17 protein-coding genes are annotated in these 19,722 nt (G+C 61.3%); 8 read left to right on the forward strand and 9 right to left on the reverse strand.

What is annotated here, in order from left to right:
* Positions 1–38 precede the first annotated feature (38 nt).
* Together FNT36_RS17550 and FNT36_RS17555 are read right to left on the reverse strand one after the other, a co-directional pair.
* Positions 39–932 carry an NAD(P)H-binding protein gene (locus FNT36_RS17550; protein ID WP_144850328.1) on the reverse strand — a complete coding sequence of 298 codons (894 nt, stop codon included), beginning with the start codon at positions 930–932 and terminating at the stop codon, positions 39–41.
* A 157-nt stretch (positions 933–1,089) separates the two neighbouring features.
* Positions 1,090–1,956, reverse strand: a complete 867-nt coding sequence (locus tag FNT36_RS17555; protein ID WP_144850330.1) for an AraC family transcriptional regulator — start codon at positions 1,954–1,956, stop codon at positions 1,090–1,092.
* Between the two features lie 266 nt (positions 1,957–2,222).
* Between FNT36_RS17555 and FNT36_RS17560 the strand changes: the two genes are divergently transcribed.
* From FNT36_RS17560 to FNT36_RS17570, 3 genes are all read left to right on the forward strand, one after another.
* Positions 2,223–3,347 (forward strand): XdhC family protein, encoded by a 1,125-nt coding sequence (locus FNT36_RS17560; RefSeq protein ID WP_144850332.1) that lies wholly within the window; start codon positions 2,223–2,225, stop codon positions 3,345–3,347.
* The gene (locus FNT36_RS17565) at positions 3,340–3,708 is read left to right on the forward strand and encodes an ASCH domain-containing protein (RefSeq protein ID WP_144850334.1); all 369 of its coding nucleotides are present in this window, start codon (positions 3,340–3,342) and stop codon (positions 3,706–3,708) included. The genes FNT36_RS17560 and FNT36_RS17565 overlap by 8 nt, the downstream gene beginning before the upstream one ends.
* A 90-nt stretch (positions 3,709–3,798) precedes the next feature.
* On the forward strand, positions 3,799–5,082 hold the full coding sequence (locus tag FNT36_RS17570) for a chloride channel protein (protein ID WP_144850336.1): 1,284 nt from the start codon (positions 3,799–3,801) through the stop codon (positions 5,080–5,082).
* Between the two features lie 187 nt (positions 5,083–5,269).
* On the opposite strand, the gene FNT36_RS17575 is transcribed toward FNT36_RS17570, so the two are convergent.
* Entirely contained in the window at positions 5,270–5,977 is a 708-nt protein-coding gene (locus FNT36_RS17575; protein ID WP_144850339.1) for an energy transducer TonB, read from the reverse strand.
* 235 nt (positions 5,978–6,212) lie between these two features.
* Here FNT36_RS17575 and FNT36_RS17580 point away from each other — a divergent pair, with 235 nt between their 5' ends.
* A complete protein-coding gene (locus FNT36_RS17580; RefSeq protein ID WP_144850341.1) occupies positions 6,213–8,327 on the forward strand; it encodes a TonB-dependent receptor family protein in 2,115 nt (704 codons plus the stop codon).
* A gap of 12 nt (positions 8,328–8,339) precedes the next feature.
* Here FNT36_RS17580 and FNT36_RS17585 read toward each other — a convergent pair whose 3' ends face one another.
* The gene (locus tag FNT36_RS17585; protein WP_144850343.1) at positions 8,340–8,783 is read right to left on the reverse strand and encodes a hypothetical protein; all 444 of its coding nucleotides are present in this window, start codon (positions 8,781–8,783) and stop codon (positions 8,340–8,342) included.
* 382 nt (positions 8,784–9,165) lie between these two features.
* Between FNT36_RS17585 and FNT36_RS17590 the strand changes: the two genes are divergently transcribed.
* Positions 9,166–9,540 carry a hypothetical protein gene (locus tag FNT36_RS17590; protein WP_144850345.1) on the forward strand — a complete coding sequence of 125 codons (375 nt, stop codon included), beginning with the start codon at positions 9,166–9,168 and terminating at the stop codon, positions 9,538–9,540.
* A gap of 100 nt (positions 9,541–9,640) precedes the next feature.
* Here FNT36_RS17590 and FNT36_RS17595 read toward each other — a convergent pair whose 3' ends face one another.
* Together FNT36_RS17595 and FNT36_RS17600 are read right to left on the reverse strand one after the other, a co-directional pair.
* Entirely contained in the window at positions 9,641–11,797 is a 2,157-nt protein-coding gene (locus FNT36_RS17595; protein ID WP_144850347.1) for a hypothetical protein, read from the reverse strand.
* Positions 11,798–11,878: 81 nt separating this feature from the next.
* Positions 11,879–12,643, reverse strand: coding sequence for a hypothetical protein (locus FNT36_RS17600; protein WP_144850349.1), 765 nt, complete (start codon positions 12,641–12,643; stop codon positions 11,879–11,881).
* A gap of 206 nt (positions 12,644–12,849) precedes the next feature.
* On the opposite strand from FNT36_RS17600, the gene FNT36_RS17605 reads away from it, so the two are divergent.
* The 3 genes from FNT36_RS17605 (at position 12,850) to FNT36_RS17615 (ending at position 15,722) form a co-directional block, all read left to right on the forward strand.
* Positions 12,850–13,773, forward strand: a complete 924-nt coding sequence (locus FNT36_RS17605) for an alpha/beta fold hydrolase (RefSeq protein WP_144850351.1) — start codon at positions 12,850–12,852, stop codon at positions 13,771–13,773.
* A gap of 121 nt (positions 13,774–13,894) precedes the next feature.
* Positions 13,895–15,001, forward strand: coding sequence for a sensor histidine kinase (locus FNT36_RS17610; protein WP_233636018.1), 1,107 nt, complete (start codon positions 13,895–13,897; stop codon positions 14,999–15,001).
* Positions 14,982–15,722: a LytR/AlgR family response regulator transcription factor gene (locus FNT36_RS17615; RefSeq protein ID WP_144850355.1), complete on the forward strand. Its 741-nt coding sequence runs from the start codon at positions 14,982–14,984 to the stop codon at positions 15,720–15,722. Before FNT36_RS17610 ends, FNT36_RS17615 begins: the two co-directional genes overlap by 20 nt.
* On the opposite strand, the gene FNT36_RS17620 is transcribed toward FNT36_RS17615, so the two are convergent.
* The 3 genes from FNT36_RS17620 to FNT36_RS17630 form a co-directional block, all read right to left on the reverse strand.
* Positions 15,708–16,226 (reverse strand): gluconokinase, encoded by a 519-nt coding sequence (locus FNT36_RS17620; RefSeq protein WP_233636019.1) that lies wholly within the window; start codon positions 16,224–16,226, stop codon positions 15,708–15,710. The two genes, FNT36_RS17615 and FNT36_RS17620, sit on opposite strands and share 15 nt — an antisense overlap.
* Positions 16,227–16,330: 104 nt before the next feature.
* Positions 16,331–16,957, reverse strand: coding sequence for a cyclase family protein (locus FNT36_RS17625; RefSeq protein ID WP_144850357.1), 627 nt, complete (start codon positions 16,955–16,957; stop codon positions 16,331–16,333).
* A 112-nt stretch (positions 16,958–17,069) separates the two neighbouring features.
* Positions 17,070–19,697 (reverse strand): MGH1-like glycoside hydrolase domain-containing protein, encoded by a 2,628-nt coding sequence (locus FNT36_RS17630; RefSeq protein ID WP_144850359.1) that lies wholly within the window; start codon positions 19,695–19,697, stop codon positions 17,070–17,072.
* Positions 19,698–19,722 lie beyond the last annotated feature (25 nt).

Consider the following 19,722-nt stretch of genomic DNA (forward strand, 5'->3'; position numbering starts at 1 on the left):
AGCATGACTAACGCGCTTTTTTATTGCTTCCTACTTTGCTATTCGCCGCCCTTAAAAGCTGCCGCGAACTCCTTGGCAAAGTCTTCCAGCTTTACCTTACCTAGGGTGGGCTTGTGCTGCTCGTAGTCTTCGGCTAGGGTGCCGTTGGTCATGCTGGCGTAGATGTCCACGATATCGGCGGCAGTGCTGGCGGGCAAGCCGTTTTGCAGGAGGTTATCGCGCATTTGCTCGTCGGTGAAGCCGACCCAGCGCAGGTCGGGCCGGCCGATAGCGGCACCTAGGGCCTGTGCTACTTCGTCTTGGGTGCGCTCGTCGCTGGCCACGTAGCGGATGGTACGGCCGGCCGGGGCAGCAGGGTTAGTTAGCTCCTCGGCGGCAGCGGCGGCGATGTCCCTAGGGTGCACCAGCGCCACCCGGTAATTGCCGGCGCAGTTGGCACCTAGGAAACCGGCATTTTTTATCATACCTACAAAGCCGTAGTAATTGGTAAAGAAGGATGTAGGACGCAGGTGCGTGAGCGCGAGGCCCGGCACCGCCGCTAAGATTTCCTCCGCATCGTGCGAGCCTAGAATGCCGCCCGTGCCGTGGTCGCGGTGCGCGCCCCAGCTGCTGAGGTGCACCACCCGCCGCACGCCCGCTTGCTGGATGGCTTGTGCGTAGTGCTGGCCGATGCGTTGGAAATAGGCCCGCGAATCGGCCTCGCGATGGCCGCCGCCTATCATAGCATACAGGGCATCGGCCCCGGCGAAGGTAGCGGCCAGGAAGTCCGCATCTTCGAATGAGCCAATGGCGGCGGTGGCCCCTAAGGCTTCGATGGCGGCCTGGCGGTCGGGCTGGCTGCTGATGACCGTGACGGCGTGGCCTTGCTGCACGAGCTCGGTAGCGAGCGGCTTGCTGATGTTCCCTAGGGAACCAGTGACGATGATTTTCATGTCACAAAGCTCCAGCTGGCTAGGGAGCGCGGGAAGGGCAAAAGGGCGGGAGCTTTGGGCGAAAGGGCGGAAGTAGTGCTGTTGCGCGGACTTTGTAGTCCGCGACCAGTTGCCCGCTCACGCACACGGACTACAGAGTCCGCCCCACAACACTACTTCACAGCCGCTGCCGGTAGCTGGCCGGCGATACCCCCGTATTGGTGCGAAAAAACCGGCCGAACGTGGACTGGTCAGTGAAGTGCAGCGTGTCCGCAATTTGGCCGATAGTGAGGGCGGGGTTTTGAAGTAGCACATGGGCTTCGAGCAGCACGGCCTCGGCCAGCCACGCTACGGCGCGCTTGCCGGTAGCTTCCTTCACCGTTTCGGCAAGGTGCTTGGGACTGATACAGAGCTTGTCGGCGTAGAACGCCAGGCTGCGCTCGGTGGCGTAGTGAGTGTTCACCAGCTTTTTGAAGTCGGCCGCAATGAGCTGGCTGCGCGACTGGGTGGCAGTAGGTGAAGTGTGCTGTGCGCTATAGATGGGCGCCGTTTCGTGCAGCAGAATGCGGATGAGGCTGCGCAAAATCTCCTCGCGGTAGGCGTGCGGCGCTTCGTATTTCTGCTCGATGGTGCGCAGCAGGGCCGTCATACTTGCCGCTTCGGCGGGTGGCAGGGTTAACACGTGGCGGGCGTCGCGCTCAAAAAACGTGAACGTGTCCAGGTTTAGGCTGCCGGCCGCAATGAACTCCTTGGTAAAGAAGATGCTGAGCCCATCAAAATCCTCTGCTATAAACGGCCACTGCTTGATAACGTAGGGCGAAAGCACCATCAGCGAGCCCGGCCCTAGGTCGTAGGTTTCGAGGTTGACTTGCAAGCGGGCGCTGCCGCGCAGCACGATACCGATTTTATAATACTCGCTGCGATACGGCCGGTCGATGGGTAGGCGCGGCGCTGCACAATTGGGACCTAGGAAAAACACGGCCGCCGGTTTCTCCTCCGTAGATGCGAGGGCAGTTAGCTGGTAGACGGGGACGTTGACGCTCATAAAAGCAAAGTACACGCTAGTGACAAAAAAATGGAATGAGCGTTGTTCGGTATAACTAAACAACGAGCCGTCAGGCCGCGCGTAGCGAAGCGGCTCGCTCGCACTGTTATTGATGTAAGAGGTTACTGCTCCACGCCAGCTGTTTCGCTATGCACTGCAGGACGGTTCCTACTTCATAGTCTTGCCCAGAAACCCTGCCTCCCGCTAAGCGGTTCATACAACCACGCAGCTACCCTAGGCGTACTGCCCACGTTACTTTTTTCCTGATGACCGAACTCCAACGCCTTTTTCTGGCCTACGACCAGCACCGCGCCGCGCGCCGCCCCTGCGCGCTAGCCACGGTGGTGGAAGTAATTGGCTCGGCCTACCGCCGCCCCGGCGCCCGCATGCTCGTGACCGAAGACGGCGAGCTGACCGGGGCTATCAGCGGCGGCTGCCTCGAAGGCGATGCGCGCCAGCGGGCGCGGCGGGCCATCTTTCAGGGCGAGCCGGCGCTCGTGACCTACGACACCCGCGACGAAGACGACCCGCGCCACGGCCTGGGCCCCGGCTGCCAGGGCGTGGTGCGCATCTTACTGGAGCCGCTCGATTTTGCTAACCCCGACAACCCACTGGAGCTTCTGCGCGGCTTTGCCCAGTACCCTGTGCCGGCCGTGCTGGCTACCATTTTCGAAACTGACGCCAGCGGCCTAAAGGCTGCCGTGGGCCAGCGCGTGCTGCTCACTGAAACGGGCGCAGTGCGCGGCACCCCACTGCTAGCCGCCCCACTGGCTGAGGCCGCCCGCGCCACCTTGGCGCAGGGCCAGCCCCAGATTTTGACCCTCGATACCGACGCTGGCCCGGTGCGCGCCTCGCTCGAAGTGCTGCGCCCGCCACTGCGCCTGGTAGTGTACGGCGCCGGCAACGACGCCCAACCGCTAGTGCGCCTGGCGGCCTCCCTAGGGTGGCACATTACGGTGGTCGATGGCCGGCCCAACCTAGCCACCACGACCCGCTTCCCCGAGGCGGCCGAAGTGCGCCTTATACCCGTGCGCGAGCTCGAAACGGCTACCCCCGACCCACTGGCCTACCATGTGTTGCTGAGCCATAACTACGCCTACGACCTAGCCGCGCTGCAAACGCTGCTGGCTTCGCCCGCGCCCTATATCGGCTTGCTAGGCCCTCGGCTGAAGGCGCAGCGCTTGCTCGATGAGCTAGACGCTTTTCCTACCGCTCAGGTGCAGCAGCTGCGCGAGCGCCTGCACAGCCCCATCGGCCTCGACCTAGGTAGCGAAACACCCGAAGAAATTGCCCTAGCCATCGTGGCCGAAATACAGGCGCAGCACAGCGGGCGGCAGGGCCGGCCCCTGCGCGAGCGGGCGGGCACGGTACACATTCCAGCCGATGTCTGATACAGGCAAAGTACTGGGTTTCAACGAAACCTTTATCCCGGCCATCATAGCGGGCACCAAGATTCACACGATTCGGGCGGGGCAGCGGTGGCAGGCGGGCGATGTGGCCCATTTCTGCGCCCGAGCCCAGCAGCCCGACCAATACGAGTTTTGGCCCCCGCAGCCACTGCGGCTAGTGCAGGATATTGAGCTAACTGCCAGCGAGCTGCGCGTCGATGGCCGCCCCCTAGGTCCGGCCGAGCTGCGGGCGTTGGCCCAAGCCGATGGGTTTGAGACGGCGGCCGACCTGTTCGCATTTTTTGCCGATAAGCCCCTCCCCTTCCGGGGCCAACTGGTACACTGGACCGACTGCCGCTATTAGAATACCACCTTGGCTTACAGCCACATCGCTAGCTAGTGATAACTCTGGTAGCGAAGCGCGAGTTATATAGAAATTCCTTTCTTTCAGCTCATGCGTTTCAAAACTGGCCGGCGCGCCATCTCGCTTCGGCGGCAGGCGGCCGCTCCGCTCCAATTCAATCCCTTTGTTTTTAGTCGTACCTTCTTTTTGTGGGTGGCGGTCGGCCTGATTGGCGGCATCATTGCGGGGGCCTACTGGCTGCTGCTGGCGCAGTTGCTACGGCTCCTAGGGCTGGTGTCGGGCTGGTGGGTAGTGCCCCTGATGGGCGGCGCTGGGCTGCTGGCGGGCCTCATCATTCATCGCCTCGGCGACCCTGGCGAGATGAGCTTGCTGGTCAATAACATTCGCTTTCGGGGCGGCAAGCTCGACCCGCGCCACAGCGTGGCCATGGTGTTTTCGTCACTGCTTTGCATTGCCAGCGGCGGCAGCGCCGGCCCCGAGGCGCCGCTGGTGCAGGTGACGGGCTCCACGGCGTCGTGGCTGGCGCAGAAGCTGCGAGTGCGGGGTGAGGGCTTGCGTACGCTCAGCATTGCGGGCATGGCCTCGGGCTTTACGGCGCTCTTTGGTGCTCCGCTCGGCGGCGGGCTCTTTGCCCTCGAAATCTTGCACCACAAGCATCTAAGCGAATATTTTCAGGCCCTGATTCCGGCTTTCGTGTCGAGCTGCGCCAGCTTTGTCATCTTCATTCTGATAACGCACATTGGCATCGGGCCAACCTGGCACTTCCCGATGGGTGGCACGCCGCAGCTCAACGATGCCTTCTATGCCGTGGGCTACGGCATAGTGGGTACGGTGGTGGGCTGGGGCTTCATTGCGCTGGTGCGGCAGCTGCGGCGGGTTTTCGGCCAGCTGCGCGTGCCTATCTATGTCAAAATGGGCGGCGCAGGACTGCTACTAGGGGTGCTGGCCTACTACGTACCGCTGGCGCGCTACTTTGGCCACGAGGAGCTAGCCGAGCTGCTAGAAGGACACTTTACCGTGTCGTTTTTAGTGGGGCTGCTGGTGGCTAAGCTAGTAGCCATTGCCCTCACCGTCACGTCGGGCTGGCGTGGTGGCTTCATCATTCCGCTTTTCTTCGTGGGAGCCACCCTAGGGCTGCTCATTCACACGGTCTTTCCGTCGCAAAGCCTGCCGCTGGCCATGATAAGCTGCATGGCTGCTATCAACGCTTGCGCCACGCGCACGCCCATCAGCACCGCTATTTTGCTGGCCACACTCACGGGCTTTCAGCAGCCGGTACCTATCTTGTTTGCCAGCCTTACGGGGTTTTTCCTGGCTCCTAAAACGCCGCTTATTAATGCTCAGTTGGCCGTGCCAGGTGCAGAAGAGGATTAGGCTAGCTAGCCTCAGCTAATGACTTTTTGTTTTTAGCCTAGCCCCCGCCTGTCATGCTGAGCTTGCGAAGCATCTTCTCCCGGTTGAGATAACCTAGCGTGAGAAGATGCTTCGCAAGCTCAGCATGACAAGTAGGGCCAGATGCCATTTTCTTTTGGAATGAGCCCGGCCGCTTGAGGCCACTTGCTTACTTAAATACCACGGGCACAACGAACCGCACGGCGGTGGGCTCGCCGTTTTGTAGGCCGGGCTGCCAGCGGGGTAGCGCGGCCACGGCGCGCAGTGCCTCGGCATCGCAGTTAGGGTCAAAGCCCTTGATAATGCGCGTACTAGTGATGGTACCCTGCGGCCCCACCACAAACTGCACGTAGACTTTGCCACCGCCCGCGGGCACCTGGGCGGGGCGGCGTATGGTAGCCCCTAGGTACTGCGCCAGGGGCAGCGGCCCCAAAAACTTGGGCATCTGCTGGACTAGCTGGGGCACGCTGCTGTCGGCATCGGCGGGCTCCTTGGCGGGGGTAGCTACGGCGCGGCCAGCGTGCCACGTCATCTTTTGGCGCAGTGTGCCATCCTCGTTCCAATACTGCCATGTGCCTTCGCGCTGGCCGTTGGCAAAACGGCCCGTAGTGCGCTTGGCCCCCGAGCGGAAGTAGTAGGTCACGGGTCCATCCTTCACCACGGGCGGCCCCGGCCACCCTAGGGCTTCCATCTGCCGCTCGCCGGTGAGGTAGAAGTCCTGGATGCGGCAGCGGCCCGAGTCGGCCGGGGTAGTCCAGCCATAGTATACGGCGTTGGGGCGCTGCACGCGCCGCCAGTTGCCATCCCAAAAAGTAGTGTCGGGCACTGGCCGCGCGGGTGGGGCCAGCAGAGTAAGCAGCAGCGCGAGCGCGTTCATGTAAAAAACAGTTTGACAGATGGTTGGCTAGCAAGAAGCAGCAACCCACCTGTAATCAGCATGAAGGCTCAAGGTGCTGACAGCGCCCACCATAGGCTGCCTGATTGTCGCCCTTCTCGCGGCGGTTGTTCGCCCACTTATCGTGCCCTAGGTGCTTGCGAAAGGTGGAAATGCGTGCCAGCACTCAAACTTCTACCTAGCCTAGCCGTTTGGGGAAGCAACCCTTTTTTACGTAATGCTGCATCGCTACTTACTGCTAGTCCTATTCGCCACGCCGGCGGCGCGCCTGGCAGCCCAAGAATCTCCTACCCCCGCCGACACCCTCAATGCTCGCGCCTTGCCCTCGGCTACGGTAGTGGGCTATGGCCAGCAGCTGCCCTTGCGGCGCACGGCGGCCGGTGTTGGGGTTATTGACCAAACTATTATTCAGCGGTTTAATGAAAACTCGCTGGCCTCGGCCGTGAATACGTTGCCCGGCGTGCGGCTGGAGGAGCGGGCCACGGCCAGCTACCGCATCAGCGTGCGCGGCAGCACGCTGCGCTCGCCCTTCGGGGTGCGCAATGTGAAGCTGTATTACTTCGACATTCCCTTCACGGAAGCCAACGGCACCACGCCGCTCAACATCTTGGACCCCGCCCAGCTAGGTCGCATCGAGGTGCTGAAGGGGCCGGCGGGCAGCGTGTACGGCGCCGGTACGGGCGGCGTGGTGCGCCTCGAAAACCGCCGCCCCGCCGCTGGCCAAAGCCAGGCGCAGGTGGGCTACTCGGTGGGCTCCTATGGCTTGCGGCGCTTCACGGCATCGGCTGAGGCCAGTGGCAAGGGCACTGACTACTGGCGGGCGCAGTATGCACACCAACAACTAGATGGCTACCGCCAGCAGAGCTCCCTGCGCCGCGACGTGTTTGCGGTAGATGGACAAATGAGCCCTTCTGACAAGCAAACACTCTCGGTGCACGCGCTCTACACCGACCTCTACTACCAGCTGCCGGGCGGCCTCACGCGGGCGCAGTTTGAGCAGAATCCACGGCAGGCACGGCCGGGCACGGCAGCTGCGCCTGGCACGGTGGCGCAGCAGGGCAGTTACGCCTCGCAAACCGGCCTCCTAGGGCTCACGCACGAGTATCGCTTTTCGGAGCGCTGGAGCACCACGGCTACCGTGTACGGCCGCAGCACTCGCGTAGCGACGCCCTATCTAGTTGATTGGGAGCGCGATGCCATCCTAGGTGGTGGCGGGCGGGCTACCCTTAATTACAAGGGTTCGCTGGCTGGGCGCGTGCTGCGGGTGCAGGGCGGCGGCGAGTTTCAGACCTCGTTCACCGACTCGCGCAGCTACCTCAACGTGCTAGGGAACCCCACCACGCTGCGTTACGACGACGAAATTTCAACCCGCACGGGCTTCGTCTTTGCCCAAGCCGACTACGAGCTACCGGCTGGTTTCTTGCTCACGGCGGGCGCCAGCTACAATCGGTTGCGCTACCAAATTGCTCGCGTGAGCAGCGCAGCCACTAACCCCAACGGCTATGTCGTAGAGCAGACATTCCGGCCCGAAGTATCGCCGCGGCTGGCGTTGCTGAAAGAACTAACGCCTACCATCTCGGCCTACGCCAGCGTGAGCACGGGCTACTCGCCCCCCACCGAGGCCGAGCTACGGCCCTCGGATGGCAGCATCAATCGCGACTTGCAGGCCGAGCGCGGCACCAGCTATGAGGTGGGCAGCCGCGGCACGCTGCTAGGTGGGCACCTGATTTTTGACGTGGCGCTGTTCGATTTTGAGCTGCGCAATACCATCGTGTCGCGCACCGATGCGCAAGGCTTCCAGCTTTACGCCAACTCAGGCAACACCCACCAGCGCGGCGCCGAAGTGGCGGCCAGCGGCTGGCTATGGCGGCCCGCCACCTCGGCCGAGGCCCTGAGCCCACCGGCCGGGCTGCGCCTGTGGGGCAGCTACGCCTACAACCACTTCCGCTTCGGCACTTATGAGTCGGCCAGCGGCCAGAGCTTTAGCGGCAACCGCCTCACGGGCACCGCGCCGCATACGCTTAGCGCGGGGCTCGACTTTAGCGAGCACCTAGGGTTTTACGCCAGCCCCACGCTCAGCCATCAGGCCATGATTCCGCTCAACGATGCTAACACTGACTATGCAGCGGGCTACTGGGTGTTTGGGGGCCGCGCGGGCTGGCGCCGAACCTTGATGGGCCGGCTGGCCGTGGACCTCTACGCTGGCGTCGAGAACGCGGGCGACCGTCGCTACAGCCTCGGCAATGACCTCAACGCCTTCGGGGGGCGCTACTTTCAGCCTGCCGCAGGCCGCAATTACTACGGCGGGGCGCAGGTGGGCTGGCGCTGGTAGTGAGGCGCACTTTTAGTGCGGTTCTGCTGCTAGGTTGCTGGGGTCGTGGTCAAAGTACTTGCTTACAATCCGGCCGGTTCTTCGGTCAACCTCGGCGCTGCCACGCTTCCCTAGGCCTACGAACAGGATATGCGAGGATAGGACAAGCGAAGAAATGCGGCCGGCCGGAATTTCTGCTTTGAAAGGCGCCACTACATTAGTCGCCCACAGAAGCTTATTTTCTCGAAAGACCGACAACCGCCGCCCATCGGCGCTGACCAGGTACACTGTCTCCCCTGCCCCCCGCACGCCACGCATCTTCGTAGTAATGCGGTGGATGCCTTTAAAGTGGCCGCCAAAATCATCCAATTCTTGGTCGGGCTCGGTAGAGGTGCTATCGGTAGGCAATGCCTTTTGCGCTAGTAGCGGCGCTGGCAGCAACGCTGCCCAAATAAGTAACCCAAAGATTCGTCGCATAGCTCAACGGAATAGAAAAAGTTGAAACGCGCCACTATTTGGCGCTTACTTAAGCTAGATGCCGCTCCCTGCTTTATTGCCCACGGCAATGCAGGTTCTTTTGCTACGTAGGGCCACTATGTCGTTGGCTTTACACCTGCCAGCGCACTAGTAGCTGCTAGCGGACAACGATTTAGGTATTTCAATTGGCAGAACGACGCCAAGCCACCCTAGGTATTAGCTAGACAATGAGGCTGGCTACTAGCTAGGGCTTAGCTAGTCTGGCTAGCAGCCGAGCAGGCAGCTAGTTTTCAAGAGGATAAGCACCAAATTTTTTAGCCAAAAGCTAAAACGCACACGCGGGGCAAGCCGTATTGTTAGCAACTTTCTTACCCCTACAGTTATGAAAAAGACCCTCGCTTTCCTCGCTTTAGTAATTGCTACCATCGGTACGGCGGCTGCCCAAGAAGGCCGCACTGGCGGCGCCAATACCGGCGGCACCAGTACCAATACCAACGGCAACAACAATGTCAGCAGCGGCAATAGCTCAAACACCAGCAGCAGTGCCGGCAACAATAACCCCACCACTGCTAAGCCCAACTACAAGGTAGCCCCCGGCTCTAGTGGTACGCGCACTGGTAGCAGCAAAGGCTCGGGCAAAGCTGCCTCCAACCAAGTAGTTAGCTCGGGTGGCCAAGGCCACAACACTACACACGACCCCAAAGGCAAAGTGCTAGTAGCCCCTTCGGTGACGACGGGCAAAAACGCTAAGCAATAGTTGGCTAAGCAGCCACTCAGCGCTGCACCCTAAAAAAGCTTTCCCCTCCCTTGCTAGGTTAGCGAAGGAGGGGAAAGCTTTTTTAGGGCGTCTAACCACTTTACAGTGTAACGCCGATGCCTGGCCCAAACAATAGGAAGGGTTTGCCTTTCGTGAGCAGGTAGCCACCGCCTAGGTAGAGCGGAAACGTGAGCCGCGCTCCCGTGCGCACTGGTACTACCGAGCCCAGCACCACAAGCCCTAGGTCGCGCTGCACGTCAGCGTTATTGGACAGGTTGAAGGCGTTGAGGGCCACGAAACCAGCTCCGATGCGGTAGGGCCGCAGGCGGTTAATGCGGTCGGGAGAGTAGAAGCTGAGCTGCGCCAGCGTAGCCAAGCTAATACCGCCGAAGCTGTTGTACGTAGATTCGCCTTGGTACTTAGTGAGCAGGCCGGCCGGAAAGCTGACGCTGATATCGAAGTTGACGTGGCGCCGCAGCACCAGCTCTACCTGCTGCGAGTAGCCCTTGGTGCTGTACTGCCGGGCATCGTTGCGCACCGTGATAATGATGCGGTACCAAGCGTCGAGGTCGTAGGTTTTGCGCCCTAGGATGCTATTGAGGCTAAAATTACCTACTTGGCAATCAGCCCCCTGGTAGTAGGCATAGCGAGGCGAGGCCTCGCCGGGGCAAATCACGAGTTGGTCCACAGTGCGCTGGTCGATGAGGTTGCCCTTGTCATCCACCGTCCTAATGTCCATACTCAGGTACTGGCGGCCGTAGAGGTTGCCCGCCTCGTCGATGGCGTTGGCGTTGAAGCTGAACACCAAGTCGGGAATGGTCTTGTCGTAAAGCACCGGCCCATTGAGCTGCGTGATGGGGTGTGGCCCATCGCCGTAGTTCACCTGCACAAAGTTGAGCGGGTGGGGCCGCTGGGCCTCCTTCACATTCAGCCCAAAGTCAGTAGCGTTGCTGCCATCGAAGATGGTAATGCGCCGGCGCACGCTGCTGAGGGGCACTTGCACGCGGTAGATAAGCGCTTTTTCGGAGCGGGTCGAAGAATCGGAGGGAATGACGGTGCCGCCATCGAAGTGGTAGCGGCCCTTCAGCAGCGACTCGCCTTCGAGGCGCACGTCCACGGTTTCGCCGGGGTTGATAGTGGTGTTCGAGCTCCAGTCGCCGCCCCGGTGCAGCACGCTCAAGTTGGCAATGCGCGGCCTAGGCGTGATATCGAAGTTGGTGATAAACTTGGCCAAGTCATTATCCTTGATATAGAGGTAGCCGTCGGACTGGCGGTGGGTATTATACACGCGCAGCTGGCACAGCACGCGGTCATTGGAGAGGTAGCTGCGGGTGTATAGCTCGGCAATGAGGGCTCCGCCGGGCTCCTGCTGGGCTTCGAGGCGGTAGGTGCGTTGCAGCTCAAAAGCGTGCCCATTGTCGAGCACAAACTCGATGCCGCGGGTGCGGCCCTCGTCGTCGTAGTTCACGTCTTTGCGCTCGGCGGTGAGGAAGCGCAGGCGGCTGGCCTTCACCGCGAAGTCGAGGCGCAGCGGCGGCAGCTGGTAGCTGAGGTGACCAGTGGGGTCGAGGTATGGGCGCTCGGCCAGCGTCTTGAGCGTGAGCGTGCGCACCCCTAGGGCATTGGGCACCACGTGCAGGCGCAGGCCGCCCTGCTCACGAGCCAGGCGGTAGTCAATGTCTTGGCCTTTAGTCCATTCATTGTTGACCCGCACGTTGGCAATGTTGTTGGTATTGACTTCAATAACTCGCTCTTCGCCAACAAACAGCTCATTGTCGAGCACCCGCGCCGTGAGCGTGGTATTAGTAAGTGGTAGCAGGCTCACTACCTGCTGGCGCATGGTGGCCCGCAGCGCCGCGCGGCCCACCGAGTCGGCTGGCGCTTTTACGGGCGCCCCGGCCTGCACAAACGTGAGCCGCACGAAGGGCATACCAGTTAGGTTATGAAAGCGTAGGGTGCCGCGGTACTCCCCGTTGGCAGCGGCCACTAGGGTGTCTTGCAGCACGTAGTCGGCTGAGGGCAGCAGGCGGGGCGGGCGGCCGGGCTGGGTGGGCGTCAGGCGCAGCTCGGCTGCCTGGTCGTCTTGGTGGTAGTAGAAGTATAGCCGCTCTTCGCCAGCCACCGGTATCATTTGCTCACCTAGGCGATATTGGGTGGTGTCGAGGGTGAGGGAGAGGCTGCGTAGCAGCGGCGCCTGGGCACGGGCCGCCCCACTCAGCAATAACAACAACGCCAGTAACCAACCATTCTTTTGCATACTCAGAGCCTAGGTAACGGGCGCAAAGGTCCGTCTAAAACTGGGCTTTAGCCAATACAGTGCCGCTTTTTAGCCCTAGGCCTACGGATTGGTGCCTGGGGTGGGTGCTGCCGGCGGGGCTACTGCGCCATCTCGGCGGGCCCGCACCCGCTGCCGGTAGGCCTTCCAGTCGTGCCAAATGTTGCCCACAAACAGGTTGAGGCGGTAGCTGTAATACCAGCCGTTGAAGTCCTCCTTGTAATCAATCTCCTTGAGCGACACGCGGTAGCCGGCCGCTGCGCTGATGCCCACCCACCGCGTGGGCTTGAGCAGTACGCCCAGCCCTACTTCGGCCGGCACAAACAGGCCGCGATTGTCGGTGGTCACCTTGCCGTTTTCGTCGGTGATGGTGTAGTGGCTACGGCCCAGTCCTACATCGACGGGTACGCTTAGCTCGATAAAGCGGCGGCTAAGAAAGGTGTAAGAGAAATTGGGCGTGAAGTAGGTCAAGTTCAGCGCCGGCGTGAGGGTGTCTTTGAGCTTGCGATTTTTGCCCCTGCCTAGGTAGGTGTATAGGTCGGCGTAGCTGCGCCGCAGCGTGTAGGCGCCCAAACCCAGGCGGTAGCGCTTGCCCCGCGGCACCACCCCAATATTGAGACCAATGATGCGCACCGCCGACGCCTGCACAAACGAGTTGCGGTTGTCGATAACCAAGCTGAGGCGCGGGGCTTGGCGCGGCAGTGCAGGCGGGCTGCCGGCAGCGCCAGGAGCTTGGGCCCCAGCCGCACTGGCTACCAGCAAGCCCCCGCCCAGCGCGAGCCAGCAGGCACGCTGGGGTTGAAGCCAAATAGGTAGCGTGTGCGTCACTGCGCTAGGAATAAGAAATGGGCCGAAGGTTTAACCTGCAAGTTAGCACTAGCGCAAGCGGGTGGCCGCGGCGGCCCAGGGCTGCTGCTCGCCCGGCATTTTTTACCATTCGCCGGGCTGCTATACCGCTGGCTGGGTAGGTGCTTCGGGGGGCTAGGCCGGGCGGCTAGGTTTGCTTCATCCTTTCACCAACGCCCCCTTTAGCTATGTTTTCTTCGCTCCTCCCCCGCGCCGCTGTTGCCCTCACACTGCTGCTGGCTGGGCCGACAGTCCAGCCGGCCGCGGCCCAGGCCACTACCACCCAGACGGCGCATCCGGCCTTCACGGTGCAAGTGGTGGGAAAGGGCCGGCCGGTTATTCTGATACCAGGCCTTACCTGCCCCGGCGCGGTGTGGGCCGATGCAGTAGCCCGCTACCAGAAGCAGTACCAGTGCCACGTGGTGTCGCTGGCGGGGTTTGGTGGGGTGGCCGCCCAGCAGCCAGTGTCGGCGCACCTGCTGCAAGATGTACGCGACCAGTTGCTGGCTTATATCAAAGCCCAGAAGCTAACCAAGCCCACCGTTGTGGGCCATAGCCTAGGTGGCTTCTTGGCGCTGTGGATGGCCAGCACCGACCCGGCAGCTCTCGGCCCGCTCGAAATCGTGGATTCGCTGCCTTTTATGTCGGCTATTCAAATGCCCACCGCTACCGTCGAATCGGCCCGCCCCATGGCCGAGCAACTGCGCAAGCAGGTAGCGCGGGGCCACCTCACACTGGCCGCCGAGCGCCAGATGGTAACGCCACTCGTTACCGATTCGGCCCGCATCACGCAGGTGGCGCGCTGGGGGCTGGCCTCCGACCCCAGCACCGTGGCCCAGGCCATGTACGATATGTACACCACAGACCTGCGCACCGATATTAGCCGCATCAAGCAGCCGGTGCTGGTGCTCAGCTCGTGGGCGGGCTACAAGGCCTACGGCGCCACCAAAGCCAGCACGCTGGCCATCTACACGCAGCAATACGCCCAGCTGCCCCAGGCCCGTATCGAAATGTCGGAAGCCGGCCGCCACTTCCTGATGTACGATGACCCACAGTGGTTTTTCACCCAAACTGATGCTTTTTTGCAGCAGCCAGCCACAGCTAAGCGCTAGCCTAAGCTAAAAATAACGTTTGCTACGCAGCGCGTCTCCCCGCTGCTGTGCGGGTATGGCGCGAGGCGTTTTGCGGCCTTTCGCATGGCCTAACAGTGTGATTCTTAGAAACAGCTTCGATATGTCTCCGAGTGTACGCCGCCAGCGGCTTTATTGGACGATTCAGGTGGTGGGGTGGCTGCTGTACGCTGGCCTAGGGCTGTTGCTGATAAGCTTGTTTGCCCCTAAGGTGCAGATAGGCGCTCCCATTATTGCCATTCAGGTGGCGATGCTAGGGGTACTGCTGCTCACTAGCCACGCGCTGCGCGCCTACTGGCGGTGGCGCGGGTGGTGGCAGCGCTCGGCTGGGGGGCTGCTGTGGCGGCTGCTACTCGCCAATGCTGTAGCGGCGCTGGCCAGCCAGCTGGTGCTAGGCTGTATTATCGCATTTATCATCCGGCCGCCAGCCAGTTTAGGCGGCCTAGCGGGCAGCGGGCAGTTTGTGGGCTATGTGTTGCAAACCTATTTTGTGCTGTGTCTCTGGACGGCCTGCTACGTGGGCCTGCACTACCTAGGCCGCTACCAACAGGCCGAAGTGGCCAAGTGGCAGCTGCAAGCCGCCGCTCGCGAGGCCGAAATGCGCACCCTACAAGCCCAGCTCAACCCACACTTCCTGTTTAATGGCCTCAACAACATCCGGGCCTTAGTAATGGAAGACCCTGCCCGCGCCCGCCTCATGATGACGCACTTGGCCGAATTGCTGCGCTATACCATGCAGCGCAACGGCGCCGAACAGGTGCCCCTGGCCACTGAGCTCGAAATCGTGGAAAACTACCTTCAGCTCGAAGCCCTGCAACTAGAAGAGCGCCTGCACTATGTCCTCGACGTGGCTCCCGACGCCTTACCCGTGCTCGTGCCCCCCATGACCTTGCAGCTGCTGGTCGAAAACGCCATTAAGCACGGCTTGGCGCCGCGCCCGGCGGGCGGCAGCCTCAGCCTGACGGCCCACCTCGACGCAGCTGGCACCGCCCTGTGCGTGACCGTGCGCAACACCGGCACCTACCAGCCGCACCCCGGCCACTCGGGCGTGGGCGTGCGCAACGTGCAGGAGCGCTTGGCGCTGCTTTTTGGCCCGGCCGCGCATTTTCGCATCGGCCCCGACCCGCAGCAGCCCGATACGGTGCTGGCCGAACTCTCTCTACCGCTTACAATTCCGCAGTCTAGCTTACATGAACGCGCTGCTTATTGATGACTCGCGCCTGGCGCGCACCGAGCTGCGCCACTTGTTGCGGGCTTTTCCCGAAGTAGAAGTGGTAGGTGAAGCCCGCCACGCCGACGAGGCCCGTGCGCTGGTGCAAGAGCTGCAGCCCGACGTGCTATTTCTCGACATCCACATGCCGGGCCAAACGGGCTTCGACCTGCTAGCCTCGCTAGAAGGGCCCACGCCACAGGTTATTTTCACTACTGCCTACGACCAGTACGCTCTCAAAGCCTTCGAGGTAAACGCCCTCGACTATTTGCTGAAGCCTGTGAGCGAAAGCCGCCTGGCCGCCGCCCTGGCCAAGCTTCGCCCACCGGAGTTAGCTGCTACCGCCCCTCCCCCGCTACCTACTGCCGCACCGGCTTTGCCACCGCTCGCGGCCCACGACCAAGTGTTTGTGAAGGAGGGCGAGCGCTGTTGGTTTGTGCGGCTGGCCGATATTCGGCTGTTTGAAATCAGCGGCGGCGCTACGCGGGTGTATTTCGAGCAGCACCAGCCGCTCATTCCGCGCACGTTGCAGCAGCTAGAGGCCCGGCTCGACCCTAAGGTATTTTTTAGGGCCAACCGCCAGCAAATCATCAATCTGCACTGGATAGCCGGCATTGAGCCCTGGTTTAGCAACACGCTCAAAATCAAGTTGCGCGAAGGCCCCGAAGTGGAGGTATCGCGCAACCAGTCGGGCCTGTTTCGGGAGCTAATGAGTTTGTGACGCGCGAGCCGGCAGCTGCGCCACGATGCGGGCCACCACCTGCTCGGGCGTCTCGCTATTTGTGAGCTCGATGTGGATGCCATAGGTCGGCTTTTCGAGCGTCGCCAGCTGCGAGTCGAGCATCGAGGCCTTCATGTAGTGGTCGTGGCGGCCCTCCAGTCGCTTTTCGAGCAGTTCATGGCTGCCATCCAAAAACACCCAGGTAAGGGGCAATTGCTCGCCGCCCTGCAAAGTTTGGCGGTAGGTTTCCTTTAGGGCCGAGCAGGCCAACACAGCACCACCAGCGGCTTCCCACTCGCCTAGGTGGGCGGCGAGGGTGGCCAGCCAGTCGTGCCGGTCAGCATCGGTGAGCGGATTGCCGGCGGCCATCTTGGCCACATTGGCGGCCGAGTGGTAGTCGTCGCCGTCGTAGAAGGGCCGGCCTAGCTGCTGGGCCAGCAGTTCGCCAATAGTAGTCTTGCCGCTGCCCGACACACCCATGACGATGATGTTTGCTTGGTTCATGTAAACAGAACAAAAACCCAGTGGCCGATTTGTTTAGGCAACGGGTCTTTTAGCTCCTTACGGCAGGGCTTAAAAAAAAGCTAACCTAGGAAAGACCTTGCTACTTACAGCGGCCGCAGCAGCACGCGGGCCGGAGCTCCATCGGCCCCTACAATGAGTAGCGGCAAGCACAGCAATTCGTACTCGCCGGGCGCGATGTGCTGCAAGGCCAGCCCCTCTATCACGCAAATACCTGCATCGAGCAGCGCGTGGTGCGCATCGGCTTTGCCCACTGAAAGGTAATCGACCCCCACGCATATCACACCCGCATCGCGCAGGTAGGCGGCGGCGTCACCATCGAGGGCCACAAAATCGGGCTGAAAAGGAGCTGTGCTCCACTCACCTTCCGAGATACGGGTTTTGAAAAGCAGCCGCGCACCAGGCTTGATGGTTAGCTGCTGCACTTCGGCTAAGCTGATGCTTTTGGGGTCTTTGATGGCAACCACCGTGGCCGGGCCCATGAGGCGCCCTAGGTCGAGCGTAGTAATGTCGCCGCCATCGCTGCTAAAGTGCAGTGGCGCATCGACGTGGGTGCCGGTATGGCCGCTCAGGTGCAACTCGGTCACGTTGGCCGCATCGCCCCGGTCCTGGCTGAGGGTGCGGCTCACGGTCACGCCGAGGTTGTCGGGCCAGTGCACCATGTTGTCGCGGATGGGGGTAGTGGCATCGAGCCAAGGAGCAGGAACAGGCATGAGTGATAAGTAATTGGGAGTGATAAGTTGTGGGCGTAACGGGCAATAAGCGTGATTAGCGTAATAAATAATGAGCGCATTACTTATTACGCTAATCACGCTTATCACCTATTTACCCATTGTGCCGGGGCTGCAAGAGCTTGGCAATAAGACCGGTCCAGCCGGTTTGGTGGCTGGCGCCGAGGCCGTTGCCGTTGTCACCGTTGAAATACTCATGAAAGAGTAGATTATCCTTAAAGTTGGGGTCGTGCTGCAGCACGTCATTGTCGCCGAAGCAGGCACGGTGGCCGGTGTCAGGGTCGCGCAAAAACAGCTTGGTGAGGCGCGCCGTGAGAGCGCCGGCTACGTCGAGCAGCGTCACATACTGGCCCGAGTGCGTGGGATATTCTACCTTAAAATCATCGCCGTAGTAGTGGTGAAACCGTTGCAGCGACTCAATAATCAAGAAGTTAATGGGCAGCCAGATGGGGCCGCGCCAGTTGCTATTGCCGCCAAATAGGTCGTTTTGCGACTCGGCTGGCTGGTAGCTAACGGTGATATCCGTATCGCGGAACACGTAGGGATGCTCTAGGTACACCCGCGAGAGGCTGCGTACCCCATAGTCGGACAGGAACTCGGCTGTGTCCAGCATGCGGTACAGCAAGCGCTTGAGACGGTGGCCGCGCAGCAAGCTCAGCAGCCGGGTAGCAGCCTTGCCGGGCTCTTGCCAGTGCGAAACCAAGGAGGCCAACCTAGGGCGATTGGCGAGCAGCCACTGCATGCGGGCCACAAACTCGGGCGCGGCCGTGAGCACGTCTTCATCGAGCACCTCTACCGCAAACATCGGAATCAGGCCCACGATGGTGCGCACTTTTAGCAGCTCGTGGCCGCCCTCGGGCGTGTTGAGGGCGTCGTAGTAAAACTCATCAATGTTGTCCCAGAGGTCGAGGTTGGTCTCGCCCACGTTGGTCATGGCCTCGGCAATGTAAAGGAAGTGCTCGAAGAACTTGCTCGCCATGTCCTGGTACACGGGGTTGGTCTTGCTCAGCTCAAGCGCGATGCGCATCATGTTCAGGGCAAACATGGCCACCCAGGCCGTGCCATCGGCCTGCTCGAGGTAACCGCCCACCGGCAGCGGCGCCGAGCGGTCAAATACGCCGATGTTATCTAGACCTAGGAAACCGCCTTCGAAGATGTTGCGCCCGTCGCGGTCCTTACGGTTGACCCACCACGTAAAATTCAGCAGCAGGCGATGGAACATGACCTGCAAAAAAGCGGCGTCGCCGCCATCGTCGCGGTGCTTTTGCTCCATCTTATACACCCGGAACGTAGCCCAAGCGTGCACTGGCGGGTTCACATCGTCGAAGCGCCACTCGTAGGCCGGCAGCTGGCCGTTGGGGTGCATGTACCAATCGCGGGTCAGCAGCCGCAACTGGTTTTTAGCAAACTCAGCATCGACCTGCGCCAGCGGAATAGCGTGAAATGCCAAATCCCACGCCGCGAACCACGGGTACTCCCAGGTGTCGGGCATCGAGATAATGTCGTTGCTGTCAAAGCTTTTCCAGTCAGCGTTACGGCCCTCCAGGCGCTCAGGCGGCGGGGCTGGCTGGCTGGGGTCACCCATCAGCCAGCGCGGCACATTATAGTTGTAGAACTGTTTGCTCCACAACATCCCCGCCAGCGCCTGGCGCTGCACATTGCGCGCATCGGCATCAGTGATGTCGTGCTGAATTTCAGCGTAAAACTGGTCGGCCTCCTGCTGCCGCTGCGCCAGCACGGCGTCGAAGTCGGCAAAGGGCTCGGCCTGGCCCGGCGGACCTAGGCGCAGGCGCACTCGCCGTGTGGCCCCGGCCGCCAGCACTAGTGGGTAGTGCGCGGCCACCTTAGTGCCCGTGCGCGCCAGGTTTACGGCTTGCTGCGCCCCGTTAACTATATAGTTATGAATGCCGTCTTTGAAAAACTCGCCCGACGACGCACGGCCATACAGCCGCTCATCGTTGCTCTCATTGTCGCAAAACAGCAATTCGGGCTGCTCATCGGCATACCAGGCAAGCTCCGCTAGGTCCTGATGCGCTAGGCGCACCGCCCCCTCAGGAGTAGCGCTTAGGGTCGGCTTCTCGTCTTCATAGCCCCAGTCCCAGGTGTTGCGAAACCATAGCTGCGGCAGCAGGTGCAGCGTCGCCTCATCGGGCCCGCGGTTCACCACGGTGAGCTGAATCAGCAGGTCTTCGGCATCTGCCTTGGCGTACTCAATAAATACGTCGAAGTAGCGATTGTCCGCAAAAATGCCGGTGTCTAGTAGCTCGTATTCCGGGTCGTGGCGCGTGCGCTTGCCGTTCTCGTGCAGCAGCTGCTCATACGGGAAAGCCCCTTGTGGGTACTTGTAGAGCATTTTTTGGTACGAATGCGTAGGCGTGGCGTCGAGGTAGTAGTACACCTCTTTCACATCCTCGCCGTGGTTGCCCTGGGCGCCGCTCACCCCAAACAGCTGCTCTTTCAAAATAGCGTCTTGCCCGTTCCACAAGGCTAAGCCCAGGCACAGTAACTGCCGGTCGTCGCAAAAGCCCCCCAGGCCCTCCTCGCCCCAGCGGTAGGCGCGGCTGCGGGCCTGGTCGAAGGTGGTGTAGTTCCAGGCGTCGCCGCCGGCCGAGTAGTCTTCGCGCACGGTGCCCCACTGCCGCTCGGCGAGGTAAGGCCCAAAGCGCCGCCACGGCTTCTGATTGGCGTTGGCTTCGGCCAAGCGTTGGTATTCAGGAGTCACTGCTTCGAGTTATGAATTGAAATAA

Origin of the sequence: Hymenobacter setariae (genome assembly GCF_007713685.1) — a bacterium.
GTDB lineage: Bacteria > Bacteroidota > Bacteroidia > Cytophagales > Hymenobacteraceae > Hymenobacter > Hymenobacter setariae.